Annotated in this window: 18 protein-coding genes; all 18 read left to right on the top strand. The window is 31.3% G+C overall.

Features of this window, described 5'->3' with window-relative positions:
• Positions 1-29: 29 nt before the first annotated feature.
• Complete coding sequence (locus RR409_RS05480) at positions 30-227, top strand: DUF4250 domain-containing protein (protein ID WP_332556722.1); 198 nt, start codon at positions 30-32, stop codon at positions 225-227.
• Positions 228-756: 529 nt separating this feature from the next.
• Entirely contained in the window at positions 757-1,140 is a 384-nt protein-coding gene (locus tag RR409_RS05475; protein WP_332556721.1) for a hypothetical protein, read from the top strand.
• 748 nt (positions 1,141-1,888) lie between these two features.
• Positions 1,889-2,575: a cell division ATP-binding protein FtsE gene (gene ftsE, locus RR409_RS05470; RefSeq protein ID WP_332556720.1), complete on the top strand. Its 687-nt coding sequence runs from the start codon at positions 1,889-1,891 to the stop codon at positions 2,573-2,575.
• Entirely contained in the window at positions 2,565-3,458 is an 894-nt protein-coding gene (ftsX, locus tag RR409_RS05465; RefSeq protein WP_332556719.1) for a permease-like cell division protein FtsX, read from the top strand. Before ftsE ends, ftsX begins: the two co-directional genes overlap by 11 nt.
• Before the next feature lie 372 nt (positions 3,459-3,830).
• Positions 3,831-5,069: a S41 family peptidase gene (locus RR409_RS05460; protein WP_332556718.1), complete on the top strand. Its 1,239-nt coding sequence runs from the start codon at positions 3,831-3,833 to the stop codon at positions 5,067-5,069.
• A gap of 263 nt (positions 5,070-5,332) precedes the next feature.
• Positions 5,333-6,646 carry a hypothetical protein gene (locus RR409_RS05455; protein WP_332556717.1) on the top strand — a complete coding sequence of 438 codons (1,314 nt, stop codon included), beginning with the start codon at positions 5,333-5,335 and terminating at the stop codon, positions 6,644-6,646.
• A 12-nt stretch (positions 6,647-6,658) separates the two neighbouring features.
• A complete protein-coding gene (gene uvrB / locus RR409_RS05450; protein WP_332556716.1) occupies positions 6,659-8,647 on the top strand; it encodes an excinuclease ABC subunit UvrB in 1,989 nt (662 codons plus the stop codon).
• Between the two features lie 76 nt (positions 8,648-8,723).
• Positions 8,724-11,549: an excinuclease ABC subunit UvrA gene (gene uvrA / locus RR409_RS05445; protein ID WP_332556715.1), complete on the top strand. Its 2,826-nt coding sequence runs from the start codon at positions 8,724-8,726 to the stop codon at positions 11,547-11,549.
• Between the two features lie 63 nt (positions 11,550-11,612).
• Entirely contained in the window at positions 11,613-12,038 is a 426-nt protein-coding gene (locus tag RR409_RS05440; RefSeq protein WP_332556714.1) for an FHA domain-containing protein, read from the top strand.
• Between the two features lie 111 nt (positions 12,039-12,149).
• Positions 12,150-13,472 (top strand): FtsW/RodA/SpoVE family cell cycle protein, encoded by a 1,323-nt coding sequence (locus RR409_RS05435; RefSeq protein ID WP_332556713.1) that lies wholly within the window; start codon positions 12,150-12,152, stop codon positions 13,470-13,472.
• Entirely contained in the window at positions 13,453-14,889 is a 1,437-nt protein-coding gene (locus RR409_RS05430; RefSeq protein ID WP_332556712.1) for a penicillin-binding transpeptidase domain-containing protein, read from the top strand. The genes RR409_RS05435 and RR409_RS05430 overlap by 20 nt, the downstream gene beginning before the upstream one ends.
• A 476-nt stretch (positions 14,890-15,365) precedes the next feature.
• Positions 15,366-15,974 (top strand): metal-dependent hydrolase, encoded by a 609-nt coding sequence (locus RR409_RS05425; protein ID WP_332556711.1) that lies wholly within the window; start codon positions 15,366-15,368, stop codon positions 15,972-15,974.
• Positions 15,975-16,334: 360 nt separating this feature from the next.
• On the top strand, positions 16,335-18,200 hold the full coding sequence (uvrC, locus tag RR409_RS05420) for an excinuclease ABC subunit UvrC (RefSeq protein ID WP_332556710.1): 1,866 nt from the start codon (positions 16,335-16,337) through the stop codon (positions 18,198-18,200).
• Between the two features lie 10 nt (positions 18,201-18,210).
• A complete protein-coding gene (locus tag RR409_RS05415) occupies positions 18,211-18,930 on the top strand; it encodes a phosphatase (RefSeq protein ID WP_332556709.1) in 720 nt (239 codons plus the stop codon).
• Positions 18,931-18,999: 69 nt separating this feature from the next.
• Positions 19,000-19,917 (top strand): UDP-N-acetylmuramate dehydrogenase, encoded by a 918-nt coding sequence (gene murB / locus RR409_RS05410; protein ID WP_332556708.1) that lies wholly within the window; start codon positions 19,000-19,002, stop codon positions 19,915-19,917.
• A 211-nt stretch (positions 19,918-20,128) separates the two neighbouring features.
• Positions 20,129-21,223, top strand: coding sequence for a histidinol-phosphate transaminase (gene hisC, locus RR409_RS05405; protein ID WP_332556707.1), 1,095 nt, complete (start codon positions 20,129-20,131; stop codon positions 21,221-21,223).
• Positions 21,224-21,728: 505 nt separating this feature from the next.
• The gene (rapZ, locus tag RR409_RS05400) at positions 21,729-22,613 is read left to right on the top strand and encodes an RNase adapter RapZ (protein WP_332556706.1); all 885 of its coding nucleotides are present in this window, start codon (positions 21,729-21,731) and stop codon (positions 22,611-22,613) included.
• Entirely contained in the window at positions 22,610-23,947 is a 1,338-nt protein-coding gene (locus tag RR409_RS05395; protein WP_332556705.1) for a gluconeogenesis factor YvcK family protein, read from the top strand. The genes rapZ and RR409_RS05395 overlap by 4 nt, the downstream gene beginning before the upstream one ends.

Below are 23,947 nucleotides of genomic sequence, written 5' to 3'. Positions count from 1 at the left end.
TTTTATTTGGGAATATTTGGAGGCGTTTTATGGATAAGGATATTTTGTTAAACATGGACCCATATATGGCATTAAGTATAATAAATATGAAGCTAAGAGATGAATTCAATTCTTTAGAAGATTTTTCTTCTTATTATAATATGAAAAGAGAAGACATTGAGGAGAAATTAAAGGTAATAGAATATCACTATGATATTGTATCCAATAGCTTTGTAGCATTCTCTTAGGAATCAAGAATCAAGAATTGAGATCAAAGAACTAAGAATCAAAATTGTATTTTAATAATAAAGAATTTAAAAGTTAGAATTAAAAATTAAAAGTAAAAATATAAATTAACAATAAAGAAGTAAGGATCAAAATCGTAATTTAATAATAGATAATTTAAAAATTAGAATTAAGATAAAGATAAAACGAATGAAAAACTATCATAACCTAGTTAATAAATAGAAAAAATAATTTTAATGATTTTTCAGACAAATTATGATATAATTTTTGCATTAGTTTTTCTTGTGAGAAACTTTAGAACTATTTATATATTCAATCAAACATGGGTGGTTTATTTTTAGGCAAAGTGTAGCAGTCTATGCAGAATAACTCTCTTTAACTTGAACAAGTTTAAGGAGGAGTGCTTTGTAAACGAATATACTTTAGTAGGAAGCTAAATATCTTTCTAAAGCTCCTTACAAAAATGGACTTGTTCATTAAATAGCTATGATTTGAATTGAAGAAATTTATATACTAGAGGAGATGAGTATAATGAGAACAGCAGTATCTAAATTTTTCGAGGATTTTTTATACTGTATAAAACTTTCATTAAAAATAACACTAATTCCAGTATTGTTAGGTTTAGTAATTACAACTATATATTCCTTAATAACTAAAAATCCTATAACTATCTATTCTTTACTTATGGGAGTTAGAAACACTGGAATAATAGCATCTTGCTTTGGATTGTTTATATGTGCTGCAGCATTTTTAAAACCAGATACCCTTGGCCCCTTAAACTATCAAAAGCAATGGAGAATGTATTTTGTTCAGTTCAATTTAATTGGGGCAATATTATGTATCTGCTCATTAGTATTATTCTACTTTTTAATGTATGATATTATACTATGGAACTTTTTGCAAAGTGGAGCGTAATAAAGTCTAAGCTTCTATAACCATACTAGTTTTTATTATACTTAGAATGAAATAAAGAAATTGCATAAATATCTAGTTCTATTTTGCTCTTTTTTAATATAAACAAAAGTTTATATTTGAAAATGATGTTTAAGAGGAAAGTTTAATGCATTGAAGCAATAAATCTTAAAAAATTATCTTAAATTTTGGTGAGTAAGCGTTGGAGTTAATATCCAATATTTATGTATTTATCAGTGAATATTTGTCGAAAATGGAAATGTTGTATCAACATTTCCATTAATTTTTATACAAATTAACTAAATTTTAAACAAATTTATTGTTATTTCATTATTTATATTAGAACTTTTATGTTATAATGGACATATATTTTTTTACAATTAATTGAGCATACACATTGTAGGCAACTTTTCTAAAATAGTTAGTAGATATACTAGCTTAGCTTAAGGTATATCATCTCAATTGAACCTATTCATGGCATAGCTGTGGACAGAATCTTCTTTTGTTTTGTACAAGCTTCCTTAAGCAGAGAATAAGGGTGGATTAGTTTACTTGTTATTTAATTTAAGATACATAAAAAAGGATAAACATAAGAAAAATTATAAGTTTAAAATATTTACTTGAAGACAATGTTATATTTTAAACAAGGATTAAGTTTAAAATATAACATTTGCTTTTATAGATGAAATTTACAATAGATTAAGGTTTAATTTGGAAAGAAAAAATATGTTTAAGGAGAGTGGGAGTTTACATGATAGAATTTAAGAATGTTACTAAAGTATATAATAACAATGTTCTTGCATTATCAAATTTAAATATAGAAATAGATAAGGGTGAATTTGTTTTCCTTGTTGGTCCGAGTGGAGCAGGAAAATCTACGTTCATAAAAATGCTTTTAAAAGAAGTAGACCCAACAGCAGGAAATGTTTTAGTTGCGGGAAGTGATTTAACTAAATTAACTTCTAAGGAAATTCCCTATTACAGAAGAAAAATTGGGGTAGTATTTCAAGACTTTAGATTAATACCTACTTTGAATGTGTTTGAAAACATAGCTTTTGCTTTAAGAGTAATAGGTGCAAGTGAAAAGGAAATTCAAAAGAAAGTGCCATCAGTTTTATCGTTGGTAGGATTATCTAAAAAAAGAAATGCCTTTCCACATGAGTTATCAGGTGGAGAGCAACAAAGGGTATCTATTGCTAGATCTATCGTAAATAGTCCATCTCTTTTGATTGCGGACGAGCCTACAGGTAACCTTGACCCAGAAACTTCATTGGAGATAATGGATATTATTAGTGATATAAATAGGGCAGGAACCACAATTGTAATGGCAACTCATGCTAAAGACATAGTTGATACCATGAAAAAAAGAGTTATTGCCATTGAAAAAGGTACAGTAGCTAGAGATGAGGAAAGGGGTAAATACGGATATGAAATTTGATTCAGTTAAATATTTTATAAAAGACGCTTTAAAAAGTATTACGAGAAACAAAACTTTAAGTATTGCTTCTATTGCCACAGTAGCAGCTACATTATTTATTTTAGGGGTAATAACCTTGACTATGGTAAATGTAAATAAAGGGGTAGCTCAGTTAGGATCTAAGGTTGAAGTAAAGGTATTTCTAAAAGATGAAATAACTGATGAGCAAAAAGATAGTCTTAAGCTTACACTTGAAGCTATTGATGGAGTAAAGGAAGTAAATATAGAAACAAAGGAACAAGCTTTAGAGAAGGTTAAAGAACAGTTAAAGGATAACGCAGAAGTGTTAACTGCTGGTTTCCAAGAAAAGAATCCTTTTCCAGGGTCATTCACAGTAAAAGTAGATAAACCAGAAGTGGTTGATGCTATTGTTGCTGGTGTAAAAGATACAGAAGGAATTGAAAGCATAAAAGATGCTAGGGATATAATAGAAAAAATTTCTAAATTAACTAGTTCTGTAAAAGTAGTTGGAGCGATTTCTTTTGCTGTGTTTATTTTAGTTTCTCTTTTCTTAATTGGTAATACAATTAAAATTACTGTTTATTCAAGAAAACGTGAAATTGGAATAATGAAGTACGTTGGAGCTACCGACTGGTTTATCAGATGGCCATTTATTATTGAAGGTGTATTTCTTGGTATAGTTGGAGGAATAATATCAGCAATTGTATTAAGTTTTGCCTATGGTGCAATAGTTAATAAAATGTCTGCAGACGTGTTAATGGGATTTTCATTAGTTGGAGTTTCTTATGTGTGGACAGTTGTTATTTGGGAATTTATTTTAGCAGGTATATTTATAGGTACTGTGGGAAGTATTGTATCTATGAGAAAGTTCTTAAAAGTTTAATTGGATTTTACAATTATCTTCTAGGGAAGTTTTATATCTTGTTTAGAAGAGATTGTTTAGCTACAGTGTAAATTTAGTTAGAGTTAAAATACCTGAAGAAATGTTGAAATAAAAAATCAGGAAACATTTAAAAAGTTTATGCTTTAATCTCAAATAAATAATACAAATGAGACTAAGAAGAATTTTTTCTTAGTCTTTCTTTCATAAAATCATTTAGTAAGGTTATATTACATACAAAAAAATCAGTTTTATACTATGTAGTAGGGATAAATATTGAATTCGAAATAATTATTAAAAATTGCCTAAAAGTGTTATAATTATTTAGTATTTACATAAATAATATATAGGGACTATATAGAGAGGGTGAATTTCATGGATAATGGGAATATGAATAGTACAAAAAGAAAATGGATAACCAGAACTGTAATAGTAGTTATAATTACTAATATCCTTACTTTTGGTATATCTAATTTAATTTCTTTTCAAATGCCAAATGGTAAAGTTTTGGTTAGTAGAAAAACCTATGAAAACATAATTGCTTTTGAAAAGCTATTTACCATAAAAGATAAAATAGATAAATACTATATTGGTGAAATAAATAATGACCAATTAGTAGAAGGTGCAGCTAAGGGAATGGCATCAGCATTAAAGGATCCCTACACTGTATATATGAATCAAGCTGAATTTGCAGATTTTGCATCCCAAACTGGGGGAACTTATGTTGGGTTAGGAATACAAATTGGTGTAAAAGATGATAAAATAGTAGTTATATCAACCTTTGAAAATTCTCCGGCTCAAAAGGTGGGAATCCTTGCAGGAGATATAATTGAAAGTGTTGATAATACTGTAGTTACTGGTCAGGATATGGAAAAGGCCGTTTCAATGATGAAGGGCAAAGCTGGAGAGGAAGTAAAATTAACTGTTTCAAGACAAACTAGAGGAAGCTTTGAAGTTACACCAATAAGAGAAGAAATAAATATGGTAACTGTTAAAAGCGAAATGCTTGATGGTCAAGTAGGATATATTCAAGTTTCAATGTTTGATGAACATACAGCAACTAATTTTGAAAATGCTTTAAACACTTTAACCTCAAAAGGAATGAAGAGCTTAGTATTAGATCTAAGAGAAAATCCAGGTGGATTATTGGATCAAACAGTAAAAATGACTTCCCATTTTGTTCAAAAAGGAAAGAATATAGTATATACAGAAGATAAAGAAAAGAATAGAAAAAACTATGATTCATTAGGTGGAGTTGCAGAGGGCTTGCCGCTTACAATACTAATCGATGGTGGTTCAGCTAGTGCATCAGAAATTTTTATTGGGGCAATTAAAGATTATGGATTAGGAACCTTAGTTGGTGAAAAAAGCTTTGGAAAGGGTGTTGTTCAAACTACTTTCTACAGAGATAAAGATGGTTTCGAAGACGGTACTGCATTGAAAGTTACCATTTCTAAATACTTTACACCTAATGGTCAAAACATTCATGGTCTAGGAATAGCACCAGATGTAGAGGTAATTTATCCAGCTGAATTAAAAGAAAAGCCTTATAGTAGGGACACAGATCCTCAATTTATAAAAGCATTAGAAATTGCTAAAGGAAAAATAAAATAAACTTTAATTAAGTATCTGCTTAGGGCGGATACTTAATTTATACATAAGGTACCTTTAAATAGTAACTAATCAATATGAAGCAATTTTTAAACGACAAGAATTATTAGGGAAATACAATCTATTGAGTGAATGAAATTCACTGATGGTACATCTATTTATAAGATAGATTTTTATGCGTGATGGAAAATTGAACTGGTACTTTTAACTTGTTATTTAGATGCTTAAGTGAAGTTTTAGCATAATGTGAAAGGAGACATTGAAAGATGGAGCTTATTATATACACCTTAACACAAGTGTCTTATGCTATTGTTGAGCCATCCTATGCTTTTATACTTGTAATGATGGCAATATTATTCTATTCAAAAAATAAAAAAACTACTACCTTAGAGAAATTAATTATGGGAGAAAATTCAACATCTGCCTTTGAACTTACAATTTCTCAAATAGTTATGGGGATATTTGGCGGAGTTTTAGCAAGTCTCATTTTCACCCATTTAGGTATAGTATTTTATATGAACTCAAACATTTACATAATTTTTATGCTTTCTATATTACTGATGCTTTTTAATCCTAGATTTGTTTGCTTATCATATTCAGGGGCAATATTAGGGATTACATCAGTTATATTACATATGGTATCGATACTATCAAATGATCCTACTATAGATTTATTAAAAGTGGATGTTACATCCATTTTGATTTTAATCGGAGTCATGCATATTGTAGAAGGTATATTAGTAATTTTCGATGGAAGTAGAGGCGCCATTCCTGTTTTTGGAGGGCGAGATAAAAAAATTGTAGGTGGTTTTGCCTTTAAAAGACAGTGGATTTTACCAATAGCTGTATTATTAATGATGCAAGCTACCAGCGGTAATTTTGTCTCTGGTGAAGCAGTAAACACACCAACTTGGTGGCCAATAGTTAATCATGATATAAATAAAGCATTATTTGAAACTATGATAATTGGGGCAATGCCATTATTTGCAGGAGTTGGTTATTCCGCTGTAACCTTCACGAAAACTAAGAGAGAAAAAACTCTTTTTTCAGGAGGATTAATTATTGCTTTTGGAATTTTTGTCTCTTTGATAGCATTATTAGGTAGATTTAACTCAATTGTACAACTTATAATATTAGTTTTGACACCAGTAGCACATGAATTAATGATTACCTATGAAAAGTATATGGAAAAAAGCAATGAACCTATTTATACTAGTAATGATGAGGGTGTAAGAATTCTTGAAGTAGCACCGAAGTCTATTGCTAGTGTCATGGGATTACAATCAGGGGATTTAATTTTAGAAATTAACGACATAAAAATAACCACGGATGAAATGATGTTTAACTTCCTAGAAACTCTTCCGAACTATCTTTGGATGAAAGTAAGAAAGATAAACGGAGAAATAAAGGAAATCAGTCATAAAGGTAAAGAAGCAGCGCAGCGAATAGGTATTGTTATTGTACCAAGAAATATTCCTTCTAAATCTAGAATTATGAAGACTGAGGAAGGGAACTTTGGAGATATTTTAAATAAACTTAGAAAAAAAGATAAAGATGATGAAAATAACGATAAAGAATAACGAGGTGAATAAATGGAACAGTTTAAAATTCACTCAAAGTTTAAACCAACAGGTGATCAACCACAGGCAATAGATAGTATAGTAAATGGCATAATAGAAGACAAAAAATTTCAAACTCTTCTTGGAGTCACAGGCTCAGGAAAAACCTTTACTATGGCTAATATTATAGAAAGAGTACAGAGACCAACCCTAGTATTAGCACATAATAAAACTTTAGCAGCTCAGCTATGCTCTGAGTTTAAAGAGTTTTTTCCTGAAAATGCAGTAGAATATTTTGTTTCTTACTACGATTATTATCAACCAGAAGCATATGTTGCCCAAACAGATACATTCATAGAAAAGGATGCATCAATAAATGATGAAATAGAAAAGCTACGTCACTCCGCCACTTCTGCACTTATTGAAAGAAGAGACGTAATAGTAGTAGCATCTGTATCTTGCATTTATGGATTAGGAAATCCAGAAGAATATAAAAAACTTACTGTATCCTTAAGGGAGGGTATGGAGAAAGACAGAAATGAAGTTATAAGACAACTTATAGATATACAGTATGAAAGAAATGATATTAACTTTGTTAGAGGAACCTTTAGAGTTAGAGGCGATGTGTTAGACATTTTCCCCGCATCTTCTACTAATAAGGGAATAAGAGTTGAGTTTTTTGGCGATGAAATAGATAGAATAAGAGATTTTGATGTACTTACAGGGGAAATCATCAGTGGAAGAAAACACGTATCTATATTTCCGGCCTCTCACTTTGCTACCTCAAAGGACAGGTTGGAAGTTGCTATTACGCAAATTGAAACTGAACTTGAAAAAAGGTTAGAAGAGCTAAAAAATCAAGATAAACTATTAGAAGCTCAGAGGTTAAGACAAAGAACAAATTTTGATATAGAAATGATGAGAGAAGTTGGTTATTGTTCTGGTATAGAAAACTATTCTAGAATTTTAGATGGTAGACCTGCAGGAACGCCACCGCAAACCTTAATTGACTATTTTCCAAAGGATTTTCTGCTTTTTATAGATGAAAGTCACGTAACACTTCCTCAGATAAGAGCCATGTATGGGGGAGATAGATCAAGGAAAAATTCCTTAGTAGATTATGGATTTAGACTTCCATCAGCTTATGACAATAGACCACTTCAGTTTGATGAATTTGAAGGTAAATTAAATCAAGTTTTATTTGTCAGCGCTACACCTAGTAAATATGAAGGTGAACATACTGAAAATGTGGCAGAACAAATTATAAGACCAACTGGACTTTTGGATCCAGAAATCAGCATTCGTCCAATTAAAGGGCAAATCGATGACTTATATGCAGAAATTAAAAATACCATTGAAAAGGGCTTTAGAATTCTTGTAACTACTCTTACAAAAAAGATGTCAGAGGATTTAACTAAGTATTTTAAGGAAATGGGAATTAGAACTACATATTTACATTCAGATATAGATACCATGGAGAGAATGAAGATTATTAGAGATTTAAGAAAAGGTGAATTTGATGTGTTAGTTGGAATAAACCTTTTAAGAGAAGGTCTTGATATACCAGAAGTAGCATTGGTTGCTATTTTAGATGCGGATAAGGAAGGGTTTTTAAGAAGTGAAACTTCCCTTATTCAAACAATTGGTAGAGCTGCAAGAAATTCAGAAAGTAAGGTTATAATGTACGCAGATAATATAACTAGATCTATGGATATGGCTATATCAGAAACTAACAGAAGAAGAAAGATACAGATGGAGTATAATGAAGTAAATGAAATTACGCCTACAACTATAATGAAAGATATTAGAGAAATAATTGAAGTATCTACAGTGGCAGAAGATAGTGTGGCTGTAGAATATGGCAGCATGGAAGAAGCATTAGAAGCTGATAAGATAGATTTAGGAAAACATATAGAAAAATTAGAAAAGGAAATGAAACAAGCTGCAAAAGATTTACAGTTTGAAAGAGCTGGGCAGTTTAGAGATGAAATTCTTCGTATTAAAAAACGATATAAGTTATAGAAGATTTTACTGCTGAACAAGAGCATAAATAAGTTTCGCTTGTTTTTAAATCAATGAAAATAAAAAGGAGTAAACTATGAGAGATAAGATATTTATAAAAGGAGCAAAGGTACATAATCTAAAAAATGTAGATTTAGAGATACCACGTGATAAATTAGTTGTTTTTACTGGACTTTCAGGATCTGGTAAATCATCTTTAGCCTTTGATACCCTTTATGCGGAAGGTCAAAGAAGATATGTAGAATCTCTTTCGGCCTATGCAAGACAATTCTTAGGACAAATGAATAAGCCAGAAGTTGAATATATAGAAGGCTTATCACCAGCTATATCTATAGATCAAAAGACTACTAGTAGAAACCCACGTTCTACTGTAGGTACGGTAACAGAAATATATGACTACCTAAGACTTTTATATGCTAGAATTGGAGTTCCTCATTGTCCGAAATGTGGCAAGGAAATCACGCAACAGACAGTGGATCAAATGGTAGATAGAATTTTAGAATTACCTGAAAGAACTAAACTTCAAGTGTTAGCCCCAGTTATTAGAGGGAAAAAGGGTGAACATGTAAAGATTCTTGAGAACATTAAAAAGAATGGATATGTAAGAGCTAGAATTGATGGGAATTTAGTAGATCTAATAGAAGATGAAGTAAAATTAGAAAAAACTAAAAAACATACAATTGAAATAGTAATAGATAGAATTGCTGTTAAAAAAGGAATTGAAGCAAGGCTTGCGGATTCTCTTGAAGCTGCTTTAAAACTCGGGGAAGGCCTAGTTATTGCGAATGTTATTGACGGTGAAGATATATTGTTTAGTGAGCAATTTGCTTGCGTTGAGTGCGGAATAAGTATTGGTGAACTTGCACCGAGAATGTTTTCCTTTAACTCTCCTTTTGGAAAGTGCGATAAATGTGATGGACTGGGTACTCTTATGGAAATTGATGAGGATTTAATTGTTCCTGATAAGAGTAAGAGTATTAGTGATGGGGCCATTGTAACCTTTGGGGAGTCCAGCTTAAAAGATGACTCTTGGACTTTCTCAGTATTAACTGCTCTTTCAAAACATTATAACTTTAGTTTAGATACACCTTATGAAGAATTAGATCCTAAAGCAATAGAAATAATATTATATGGAACTAATGGTGAGAGAATTAAAGTAGAGTACACAAAGGAATTTAAAACTGGGATATATAATCATGCTTTTGAAGGTGTAATAAATAATTTAAAAAGGAGATATTTTGAAACTTCATCAGATTACATAAAAAGAGAAGTAGAAGAATATATGAGTGATAATCCATGCCCTAAATGTAACGGTGACAGGCTTTCTAAAGAAGCACTTTCTGTAACAGTAGGTGGAAAAAATATTTCTCAGCTTTGTGGATTATCTATTTCGGATGAATATGATTTTGTTGATAGTTTAAAACTATCTGAAAAAAATACAATTATAGCAGCACAAATCTTAAAAGAAATAAAGAGTAGATTGAATTTCTTAAAAGATGTAGGTCTAGATTATTTGAATTTAACTCGTGCCGCAGGAACTTTATCTGGTGGAGAGGCACAAAGAATACGACTTGCCACCCAAATAGGTTCTAGTTTAATGGGAGTTTTATATATTTTAGATGAACCAAGTATTGGACTTCATCAAAGGGACAATGATAAATTAATTGGTACCTTAAAACATTTAAGGGATATAGGAAATACTTTAGTTGTGGTAGAACATGATGAAGATACCATGAAGGCTGCAGATTTTATAGTGGATATTGGACCTAAAGCTGGTGAGCATGGTGGAGAAATTATAGTTGCTGGAACCATTGACGAAGTTATGAATTGTGAAAAATCTATAACTGGTCAATACTTAAGCGGAAAGAAAAAAGTTGAAATTCCAGAGGATTATAGAAAAGCTGATATGACTAGAGTAATTACCGTAGAGGGGGCAAAAGAAAATAATTTAAAAAATGTAACAACTTCTTTTCCACTTGGACTATTTACTTCAGTTACAGGAGTTTCGGGTTCAGGAAAAAGCACCTTAGTAAATGAAATACTTTATAAGGGCTTAAACAAAAAAATTAATGGTTCAAAGAAACTTCCAGGAAAACATATAGATATTCTAGGAAGTGAAAATATAGATAAAATTATTAATATTGATCAAAGTCCTATTGGTAGAACTCCAAGAAGTAATCCAGCTACCTATACTGGAGTATTTGATCTAATTAGAGATATTTTCTCCACTACCTCAGAGGCTAAAATGAGAGGCTATAAGCCAGGAAGATTTAGTTTCAACGTAAAAGGTGGAAGATGTGAAGCCTGCAAAGGTGATGGAATAATCAAGATAGAAATGCAATTCTTATCTGATGTCTATGTACCTTGTGAAATTTGTAAGGGAAAGAGATACAATAGAGAAACTCTTGAGGTAAAATATAAAGGTAAAAATATAGATGAAATATTAGAAATGACAGTGGAAGAGGCAGTTAAGTTTTTTGAAAATCTACCAAGAATAAGCGGTAAATTGCAGACCTTGATGGATGTAGGACTTGGATATATCAGATTAGGTCAACCATCTACTACTTTATCTGGTGGAGAAGCACAAAGAATAAAATTAGCTTTTGAGTTGTCAAAAAGAAGTACAGGAAAAACTTTATATATCTTAGATGAACCAACTACAGGACTTCATATAGATGATGTTAATAAGTTAATATCAATACTTCAACGACTTGTGGAAGGTGGAAATACAGTAATAGTTATTGAGCACAATCTTGATGTAATAAAATGTTCAGATTACATTATAGATTTAGGACCTGAGGGTGGAGATAAAGGTGGAACTATTTTATGTACTGGAACACCTTTAGATATTTGCAAATGTGAAATGTCTTACACGGGACACTATTTAAAAAAAGTGTTATAATAACAATGACTAGTACTTTAAGGTACTAGTCAATGTTATATTGAATTCAAAGGAGTTTGTATTATGAATAGTTTAAAATTCATATTTAATTTAGTAATAATAGCAATTATTTACTTCATAATAATTTATGCATTAAAGATAATGTATAACGATACTAAGTCTGAGGGAAAGAAGAAAAGAAAAAAAACAGTGGACTTTGGATTAGAAGTAGTGGATAAGGGTGATAACCATGAGCTTAGAAGTGGTGGTGTCATACCAGTGAATGAGATTTTAACCATGGGTAGAAACGAAGATAATATGGTAGTTTTAGAAGATAGGTATGTATCTTCACACCATTTAAAAATATACTTTAGAAATACAGACTATATTCTAGAAGATTTAAATAGCACTAATGGAACTTTTGTTAATGATGAAAGAGTAAAAAGTAAAATTACATTAAACAAAGGGGATAAGATTAAAGTTGGAACTTCAGTGTTTAAAGTGCTTTAAGATTTAAAGTACTTTAATGTTTTAACGCTTAAATTGCATTGTTATTAAAGTACTTTAGTGTTAAGGCACCTTAAAAATAAGTTTGTTGTTGCAATGCGAAAGGATGAATTTATGGATACTTTAAGAGAAGAAAAGAGAGTACTTTGGCTTACTTATCTGCTGGTATGTATTGTGTTCTTAAATGTTGCTTTTTTGTCGCCTGCTTTTGATAGAGGTGCAGCAATCATGGGAGTGATAATCTGTGGACTTTTAGCCTACTCTCATTTTATAATTAGAAGATTTTTTCCAGATGGTGATAAGTACATTTTAATATTCTCTAACATATTGGCAGTTATTGGACTTGCCATGTTATATAGACTAGATTTGCCAGTAGCAGGAGGCACATATATTACTGATGGTTCAAGTATAAGAACCTTTTTAGCTACAAAACAAATAATATTTTTCACTTTGGGAGTTGCAGCTTTTATATTGGTAGTAGTTATACTTCCTGACTTAAAAAGCTTTGATAAATATAAATATTTTTATCTCGTTGTTACTCTAATTTTTATGTCATTGGGTACTTTTTTAGGAAAGGAAATATATGGAGCTAAGAACTGGGTAACCATAGCAGGATTTTCCTTTCAACCCTCTGAGTTTGGAAAGGTGTCCTTAGTTGCCTATCTAGCATCAGCTTTAAAAGATTATGGAAAGCCATCAAAGTTTTCGAAAAAGATTGGCAGTAAAGTAATTAAGGAAAATAGTAAATTAGATGACATTGTTAGTTTGATTGAACCAGCCATGGTAGTAATGGTTTCATTAGCATTTATGCTGCTTCAAACAGATTTAGGCTCTGCGCTTATTTTCTTTTCAATCTCTCTTGCTATGCTATATATTGCTACTTCAAAGGGGAAATATGTTATCATTGCTCTAGTTTTATTCATTTTTGGAGCCGTGGCAGGTTATTTTCTGTTTGGCCATGTGAGAACAAGGGTAATGATTTGGCAAGACCCCTGGAAGTATGGATATGATGCTGGACACCAAGTAGTACAATCACTAATTGCCATTGCTAATGGTGGTTTTTTTGGTACTGGATTAGGTAATGGATATCCGAAGTTCATACCAGTTATTGAAAGCGATTTTATTTTCTCAGGGATATGTGAGGAATTGGGATTATTAACAGGGCTAGCAATAATTATTTTATACTTTTTACTTTTTTATAGATGTATAAGAGCAGCTATTTATGCCAAAGATAACTTTTCAAGGTTACTGGCAGTAGGATATAGTACAATGATTGTTTCACAAGTATTAGTAATCATAGGTGGAGTTACAGGAGCAATTCCACTTACGGGAATTACTCTTCCCTTGGTGAGTTATGGAGGAAGTTCAATACTTATAACCTATATCTCCTTAGGAATAGTACAAAAGATTTCGGAGGATGGAAACAGTTATGAATAATCTTTCAAATAATGTAAAAAAGGTAATGCTGGTATTTTTATTACTATTTGTAGCCTTAATAACCTATATAAATTATACAGTGTTATTTAGAAGTGAGGCAGCTATAGAAAGTGTTTTTAATAAAAGAAATGCAGCAGAAAGTAGTAAGGTATTAAGAGGCAGTATATTTGATAGAGATAATAATTTAATAGTAAAGGGAGAAAAAACTGGAGAATTCACTCAAGCAAGAGATTATGTTGGGGGAGTGCCCTTTGCTCATGTTATTGGATATTATGATGAAGTCTATGGAATGAGTGGAATTGAGAAGAAATTTGATAAGGAACTCAGTGGAAAAGCAGTGAATGGAATAAAGGATATTTTCGGATTTTTGAATTTTTCAAAAGACGAATCTAAGGGTGGGGATAATTTAGTCACTACTTTAAATTCTACACTTCAAAAAAAGGCTTATGAGCTATTAGGAAATAAAAGAGGCTCTGTGGTAGCATTGGATCCTAAAACAGGGGAGGTATTAGCAATGGTATCTAAACCAGGTTTTAATCCTAATACGTTAAAAGAGGATTGGGAAAAGCTATCAAAGGATGTTAATACACCATTTTTAAATAGAGCAGTATCAGGGCTTTATCCTCCAGGATCAACTTTTAAGGCTGTAACAGCAATTAGTGCCTTAGAAAATATTGATGGTATTGCTAATAAAACCTTTAAAGATGAGGGAAAAATACAGTTTAATAAAACACAGTATTTAGAAAACTACAAGGGAAAGGCCATGGGGAACATTGGCCTAGAAGAAGCTTTTTACAGATCAAGTAATGTTGTATTTGGTTCCTTGGCAATGGATTTAGGAAATGATTCCTTAAGAGCTACAGCTGAAAAATTCCTCTTTAATAAGGATATACCATCTAGAACTTTGACTATAGACAATAGTAAGTTTCCTACCTATAAAAAAGAGGAAGTTGGAAATATTGCACAAAGTGGAATAGGGCAAAGTGGAGTTTTAGCAAGCCCCATAGAAATGGCACTAGTTGCAAGCACCATTGCTAACAATGGTGTTATGATGGAACCTAATATAATAAAGCAAGTGGTTGATATTAATGGAGAGGTTGTAAAAACTTATGAACCAAAAGAAATAGGTACTATAACTTCCACAGAGAATGCTACCTTGTTAAGAAAATATATGAGATCAGTGGTGACAAAGGGTACAGGTAAAGATAGTGAAGTTTACGGAGTACAAGTTAGTGGCAAAACTGGTACTGCAGATCAAGACACGGGAAAGAAAATCCCTCATTCTTGGTACATAGGCTTTGCGCCTTATGAAAACCCTCAAGTTGCTTTTGCAATTATTGTAGAAGAAGGTGGAAATGATTCCTACAATGCTACAGATTTAGCAGGAGATTTAATGAAAATTTATTTTGGTAAATAGATTAAATTTCCATAACTAAAAACAATATAATTAATATACTTTTACTTAATAAAACCCTTGGCAAACCAAGGGTTTTAATTCTATGTGAAAGTATCAGTGGAATATTTCATAGTTATTTTATTAAAATATAGACCCAATTTTATTTGAATCCTATGAGAACTTTTTCTTTTCAACGGCATTTTGGAAAGATGATTCTCCCATACTTTTCAGACGAGAGAGTGTTGAGCAAAAATTAAATTTTAATACAGCAAAGTGTCTTTATTCAAGTAAAATCTTCTTCCAAAGCCATTTACCAAAGTGAACTGGATATTATTTAATAATGGATACTTTGGCATGAAACTTAGAACCTATGAAAAAGGCATTTAATATATAAAGTAATATGTTATAATAAGTTAAGTAAAATTAAATTAAATATTAAAATTTTCATATTACAATATATGAAGATGTATCAGATATTCAATAAAAAAGGAGTTAAAATGAAAGGTAGAACTCATGTAGCAGTTGGAACATCAGTTTTTGTTTTTTTATGTAGCATATTACCCGGGAAATTCGGACTAATTAATTTGATTTTCGCCATAATTGGTTCAATACTGCCAGATATTGACCATCCTAAAAGTTTTGTAAATAAATATTTGTTGCCTTTTAGAAATCAAGCAACTAAGGTAACTTTATTTTGCTCGTTGGGCATATTAATGTTATATATTGATAGTATTTATGAGGGCGCAGCTGTAATCAAAGTTATAGGAATATCCTTAATTTTAATTGGGTTGTCTACACATAGAATGGGTTTTACCCATAGTTTACTAGGATTAATTATTTTTACCATAGTCCTTAGTTTTCTTGCAGCTCTTTACGAATTAATATATGTTGAGCTTTATTTTTTAGGAGGATTTTTACTTCATTTAATTTGTGATATGTGCACTAAACGAGGAGTTCCATTGCTTTACCCCTTTAGTAATAAAAAAATCAGGTTCCCATTAGCATTCACCACTGGTGGATTTATAGGTAACTTTATAGAAGGAGCTCTAATTGTACTATCCATAGCTTATGCTGTTTATACTTTACCCAAGATTTTTCAACTGTAATTTAACTACATTTTGGATGTATAAGTCTCACAGCTTTTTTAGAGCTTAAATAAGTCTAAGTGCTTAAACAAGTTCAAGGTGGGAGTACTGAGCTGAAAGTAAAATTTTGCAACAAAGGATAATTTGAAACAAAGGATACTTTGTTATAAAAAAGGGCCTTTTGTGTTAGTGAAATCTCCACCCAAAAGGAATTGGATAAAATGAACTTGTTCAATATTTAACCTGTAAACGTTAGAACCTGTGTAGGTAATTCAAATAATCTGGAATTCCCTCGCAAAGAGAAGCTTTCCGACAAAGTTAAGTATATTTATAGACATGAGTTAGATTAAATCAACTTGTTTTAAGGATGAGGTGAGAATTATGTTTGATTTTGAATATCATTTAAAGAATTTACCTGAAAATCCAGGTGTGTATCTTATGAGGAATTCTTTAGGTGAAATTATATATGTAGGAAAAGCTAAGAATCTTAAAAATAGAGTGAGACAATATTTTCAAAGTTCCAAAAATCATAGTGAAAAAGTAAAGGCTATGGTAAAGAACATTGCTGAGTTTGAATACATAGTTACGGATTCTGAAATAGAAGCTCTAATATTAGAATGTAATCTTATAAAAAAATATAGTCCTAGATATAACATATTGTTAAAGGATGATAAGTATTTTCCTTTTATAAAGGTTATAGTAAATGAGGAATTTCCAAGAGTCATTGTTACAAGGAATCATGCTAATGATGGAGCGAAATATTTTGGACCTTATACAGATGCAAATGCAGTGTACATAGTGTATGACCTAATCAAAAAAGTGTTTCCCCTCAGAACTTGTAGGAGAGTTATCAAGGAGGAGGGTCCAAGAAGTAGACCTTGCTTAAACTACCATATAAATCTGTGCAAAGCTCCTTGTGATGGGTTAATTTCAAGAGAAGAGTATGGGAAAATAGTTGAGGAAATTGTAGAACTTTTAACTGGAAAAGATAAAATTATCACAGATAAGTTAAAAAAGGAAATGGAAGAAGCATCAGAGAATCTAGAGTTTGAAAGGGCAGCTTCCCTTAGAGATAAGTTACTTGCAATTGAGAAGATTAACGAAAAGCAAAAGATTATTAGTGGAAACTTTGAAAATGAAGATTTTATTGCTATATCTCAAGATGAGAAGGATAGCTGTATACAAATCTTCTTCCTAAGAGATGGAAAGATGGTAGGAAGAGAGGACTTCATTTTAGATGATACTGGTAGTGAAGAACCTGCACTTGTGATTTCCAATTTTATTAAGAGCTTTTACGGTGGCACGGCTTTTATACCTAAACATATCTATGTAACTCACTGTGAGGATGTTGAAGTTCTTGAACAGTGGCTTACTATGAAAAAAGATTATAAAGTTCTAATTAAGACTCCTCAAAAGGGAGAAAAGCGTAGAGTGTTAGATATGGTGGAAAAAAATGCTAACCATGCTTTAGAAATGTTTAAAATAAAGCACAAAGTAGATAAAGAACTCAAAAATGTAGCACTAAATGAACTTGTAGAAGTGCTTAACTTGGATGAAATTCCAAGCAGAATTGAGGCTTATGATATTTCCAATATAATGGGGATGGACTCCGTAGGTACCATGGTAGTATTTCAAGATGGAGTAAGTAAAAATAGCGATTATAGAAGATTTAAAATTAAAACTGTACAAGGTGCTAACGATTACGACTCTATGAGGGAGATTCTCTATAGAAGATTTAGACATGGACTTGAAGAGATTGAAAAGATAAAGGAAAATCAAATACAACTAAGTGCTGGAAAGTTTTCTTTTTTCCCGGACTTAATCATGATGGATGGTGGAAGAGGACAAGTAAATGTAGCCCTTGAAGTTCTTAGGGATTTAAATATCAATATTCCAGTTTGTGGAATGGTTAAAGATGACAAGCACAAAACTAGAGGTTTAATATATGATAATATTGAAGTGCCTATAAGGCCTGGTTCTCAGTGTATGCATCTTATAACTAGAATTCAGGATGAAGTTCATCGTTTTGCTATTACTTATCATAGAACTTTAAGGGATAAGAGAACACTTTACTCTATCCTTGAGGAAATACCAAAAGTTGGTGAAAAGAGAAGAAGGGAATTACTTAAGAAGTTTGGAAGCATTGAAAATATAAGAAATGCTACTTATGATGAACTTCTAGCTACTCCTTCTATGGATAGCAAGGCATCAGAAAGCATCATAGATTATTTTAAGAAAAACAACTAGGAGGTAAAGGATGAATAATGTTATAGATGTTCATACTCATACTATAGCCAGTGGTCATGCTTATACAACTCTATTAGAGAATGCTAAAGAAGCAGCTAATAAAGGAATTAAAGTTCTAGGAGTTTCAGATCATGGACCTAAAATGCCAGGAGGACCACATATTTTTTATTTTGGAAACATAAAAGTAATTCCAAGGGAATTATTTGGAATAAAAATATTAAGAGGCTGTGAGGCAAACATCATTGACTTTGATGGAAGTATCGATATCCCAGAAAGAATCCAAAATAGTTTAGATTATATAATTGCAAGCCTTCATGATGTTTGTATAGAACCAGGAACTTCAGAGGAACATACTAATGCTTATTTAAAGGTTATGGATAATCCAAATGTAATGATAATTGGTCATTCGGGGAATCCAAGCTTTCCCATGGATCATGTGGCCTTTGTAAAAAAAGCTAAAGAAAAAGATATTATTATTGAAATAAACAATAGCTCTTTTAAAGGTGCAAGAAGAGGTTGCGAGGATACTTGCTACGAAATTGCAAGATTGTGTAGAGACTATGGTGTGAAAGTAATTTTTGGAAGTGATGCACATACTTGTTTTCAAATTGGAGAATTTGATGATGCACTTGCTCTCATTAAAGATTTAAACATACCAGAAGAGTTAATAATGAACAGTGATGAACATAAGTTTATTAATCATTTAAGAGAAAAAGGGAAAAATATATAATAATTCTTGATAAGGGAATAGAAAGTAATTTATACTAAATATATAATAATTAAAAAGAAGAGGTATATGATGAGTTTAGAAATTAGTTTTATTAACAAGTTGAAAGAAATTGTAGGATTGGAAAATGTTGCATTAGATGAGCCAATGAAAAATCATACTTCTTTTAAAGTTGGTGGACCAGTAGATGTTATGGTATATCCAACAAATTATGAGATGGTAAGGAATGTTATTTCACTTTGTAATAAGGATAATATTAATTACTTTATATTAGGAAATGGTTCCAATCTTTTAGTTAAAGATGGAGGCATAAGAGGTGTTGTTATAAAGTTTTCGAAGTTAAATAAAGTTGTAGTAGAAGGTAACAAAGTTATGGCTGAGAGCGGTGCTAAGCTCAGTGATGTTTCTACAGCTGCATTAAATGCAAGTCTCACAGGCTTTGAATTTGCTTGTGGAATACCAGGAAGCATTGGAGGAGCTACAACAATGAATGCTGGCGCCTATGATGGGGAAATGTCAAGAGCAATTCATAGTGCACTAGTAATAGATAACCATGGAGAAATAAGAAATCTTTCTAAGGAAGAATTAGAACTTTCATATAGAACTAGTGCTATTTTAAAATATGGATATACAGTACTTCAAGCAACATTAGAACTTGCTATTGGGGAGCAAGAAAAAATTAAAGCTAGAATTGATCAACTTACCGAAAGAAGATGTGAAAGGCAACCACTAGAATATGCTTCAGCAGGAAGTACCTTCAAAAGACCAGAAGGTTATTTTGCTGGGAAGTTAATCCAGGATGCTGGACTTAAAGGAGTTCATGTGGGAGATGCCGAAGTATCTGAAAAACATTCTGGATTTATAATAAATAAAGGCGGAGCTAGTGCAAAGGACATTTTAGAACTAATTGCATTGGTACAATCTAAGGTTCATGAAGCCTTTGGGGTAGATTTACACACTGAAGTTAGAATCATTGGGGAAGATAGCTAATTATAAAACCAAGGGGAAATTTATTTCGGGGTTTTGTAATTTAGAAATTACATTGTTTAGTTTAAAGTGGGATTATAAGTATAAAGCATAATTATCTAAGTTAATTACAAATATATTATGATTAACTTAGATAAACTTTCTAAAGAAAATTCATAATCTTTAAACTTTTCACACTGTAATTATAGATAAATTAAATAGGGGGGCAAATGAAATGGGATATGCTATTAGAGCAGAAATTCTTGACCTTGGGGTATATAAGGCTGGTAAGCCTATTGATGAGGTTAAGAGAGAACTAGGTCTTGAGGAGGTTATTAAGCTTGCATCCAATGAAAATCCATTAGGATCTTCACCAAAGGTAAAGGAGGCACTTAATAATATTATCAGTGAGGCTCATATGTATCCAGATGCATCTAATTATGAGCTTAAAGAAGCTATAGGCAAGAAATTAGGGGTAGAGCCAAATCAAGTATTTTGCGGCACAGGTTCAGATTCTCTTATAAGAGTTATTTGCAATACCTTTATTAATGCTGGAGATGAAAGTATCGTGGCTGAAATTTCTTTTCCAAGATATGAAGCTTCAGTAAAATTAATGGGTGGAAAAGTAATATCAATTCCAATGAAGAATAATGGGTTAGATTTAGAAGCAATGGTGGATGCAATTACTCCTAAAACAAAAATCATATGGTTTTGTAATCCTAATAATCCAACAGGAACTATTTTTACTAAACAAGAACTAGATAAGGTATTAGGTAAAATTCCACCAAATGTTGTTATAATAATGGATGAAGCTTATATTGAATATGTTACTGATAAAGACTTTCCAGATTCCTTAGAACTTCTTCCAAAGTATCCAAACATGGTTGTTTTGAGAACGTTTTCAAAGGCTTATGGATTAGCATCCTTAAGATGTGGATATGGAATTGTTCATAAAGAATTAGGAGAATATTTCAATAGAATCATAGGACCTTTTGATGTGAATTTATTTGCACAGAAGGCAGCCTTAGCAGCTTTAGAAGATGAAGAATTTTTAAAGTTAGTTTATGACACTAATGTAGCTGGAAGAGAGTACTTATATGATGAACTTGATAAAATGGGTTTACCATATGCTAAAACCAATGCTAACTTCATTATGTTAAACACCTTAGTTGATGATAAAGTAGTTTTTGATAGATTGCTTAGAGCAGGTATTATAATAAGACCAGGACATCTACTTGGTATGCCTGGATGGATGAGAGTAACTATAGGTACAGAAATACAAAATCATAAGTTTATCAAAGCATTAAAAGAGATTTTAGCTACTATCTAACTATACTTTTCTAGTTATGGTCCTTAAAGTAGTTATTTTATATAATGAAATGTTTGAATCTTTACAAAATACACACTATTATGGTGTGTATTTTTATTCTATATAAACTACAACTTTTTTTCCTGAATAAGTCATTAGTGAACATTGTTATAACGCAGTTTAAGATTATATCTAGGAAAGTAGAAGAATATAAAAATATAACAATATATAGTTTTCATGCCACTTTCCTTGTTTTCTAGAGGTTATTAGTTATAACATTTAGTGTTTAAGATGAAAATATCCCTTCTATAAGATAAGCATATTATATGTTATAATGTTTAGTATATAAAAGATATTTTATAATATATTTATATTTAAGAAAGTTAATGGATTTTTTTCCCGTACTTATAAAAAGTAACTTTCCTATTATTTAAAATATAAAGAATTCATTTGAGTTATTTTAAGAAAAACTCTTTAATCCTCAATATAAATAGTGAAAATATAAGTTTGTAAAGGGGTGTATACCATGAGATTTGTAATAGTTACAGGAATGTCTGGAGCCGGAAAGACTCAAGCTATAAGAAGTTTAGAGGATTTGGGATATTTTTGTGTAGATAATCTACCTCCTACATTAATACCTAAGTTTGCAGAAGCATGTTTTCAAACTGAAGGTAAGATAGATAAAATAGCAATTGTAGTTGATATAAGAGGAAGAAGATTCTTTGATGACTTGTTTGGAAGTTTAACTCGTCTAAATGAAGAAGGATATGTATATGAGGTATTGTTTTTAGAAGCTACAGATGAAGTGCTTGTGAAGAGATATAAGGAAACTAGAAGAAAGCACCCGTTAGCACCAGAGGGAAGAGTTATAAATGGAATTAGCATAGAAAGAAAAAAACTAAAGGCTATTAGAGAAAAGGCTAATAAAATAATAAATACCACGAAACTTTCAAATAAGGAGTTAAATGAAGAGATTGTAAACTACTTTGGAGAACAAGGTCAAATTGAAACTCAACTTCTTATAAATGTAGTTTCCTTTGGGTTTAAATATGGTATACCTTTGGACTCGGATTTGGTTTTCGACGTTAGATTCTTACCTAATCCTTACTATATACCAGAACTTAAGCCTTTTTCGGGGATGGAAAAACCAGTAAAGGATTACGTGCTTACAAAAACAGAAACTAAGGATTTTTTAGATAAGCTAATCGATATGTTACTATTCCTAATACCTAGTTATAAAATTGAAGGAAAAAGACAATTAATTATTTCTATAGGTTGTACTGGAGGAAGACATCGTTCAGTAGCCATTGCTAATAAGGTTTATGAATTACTTGGGCATAATGGCCATAATGTAACTATTGACCATAGAGACATTAATGAAGATGTAAATCGGGGAGCAGGGAAGATATGAAGCTTAAATACTGGCTCAGACCAGGAATTGGAATTAAGCGTTGGCTGGCCAAAGCAGTTTTTGGAATTATCCTTATAGTTTATGCTGTAATGGAAATGATAAATAAATTTTATTTCGGCATGGAATATATTTTATTTTGGATTGTAATTATTTTTATTGGATGTTTCGCTGTATACTATGGCTTAAGCAACTATACAGAAAGAATGTTTTCTCTTATTAATCTTGATGTGCTTAATTTATCATTAAATAAGAGGAGCTTAGGAGAGTTAATCTACGACAAAAAAATTTTGGTTAGAGGACCAAAGGTTGTAGTAATTGGTGGAGGTACAGGACTTTCTAATATGCTAAGCGGTCTTAAAAAGTTTACAAGTAATATTACAGCTATTGTTACAGTTGCAGATGATGGTGGTGGCTCAGGAATATTAAGACAAGATCTTGGAATACTTCCACCAGGAGATATCCGAAACTGTATAATAGCCCTTGCAGATACAGAACCTATTATGGAAGAATTATTTCGATATAGGTTTAAGGATGGCAGACTAGAAAATCAAAGCTTTGGTAATTTGTTTCTAGCTGCTATGGATGGAATATCAGATAACTTCTTAGAAGCTATAAAAAAAACTTGCTCAGTGCTGGCGGTTACAGGTAGAGTTTTACCTGTAACCCTAGAGAATCTTCAATTATTTGCAAAGCTTCAAAACGGTTCTTTAGTAAGAGGGGAATCAGTGATACCCAAGGAATCAGTTAAGAGAAATTCACCAATTGAAGAGGTTTTTATAGAACCTAAGGATGCAAAGCCTATAAAAGAAGCTATTGATGCAATCTTAGAAGCGGATGCAGTGATTTTGGGACCTGGGAGTCTTTACACTAGTATAATACCTAATTTGTTAGTGAGAGATATTAGTGAGACGTTGAATAAAACTGATGCTATAAAAATTTATGTATCCAATATCATGACACAACAAGGTGAAAGTGATGGATATTCAGTTCAAGATCATATTAGGGCTATACATAACCATTGTGGAGCACCCATAATAGATTATGCTATAGTAAATTCACAGTCTATTAGTGAAGAATTAACGGAAAGATATTTAGAAGAAGGAGCAAGTGCTGTAGTTCTTGAGGATGATAAAACTGACGATTTAAATATTGAATATATAAAAAGCAATATTGTTAAAATAAAAAATGGATACGTAAGACACGATGAAAATAAACTAGCAGAAATATTAATTGAAACTGTGATGAGGAAGAAGTTATTTTATGATGAAAAAAGAATTTTAGAGTTCTTCTATTTATCACAAAAGTTAAAGGAAGCTAAAAAGAATAGGGAGTAA

Origin of the sequence: Clostridium sp. (genome assembly GCF_036642255.1) — a bacterium.
Classification (GTDB): Bacteria; Bacillota; Clostridia; order Clostridiales; family Clostridiaceae; genus Clostridium_J.
Note: the sequence above shows the minus strand (reverse complement) of the source record. Positions and strands in the feature narration are given on the sequence as shown.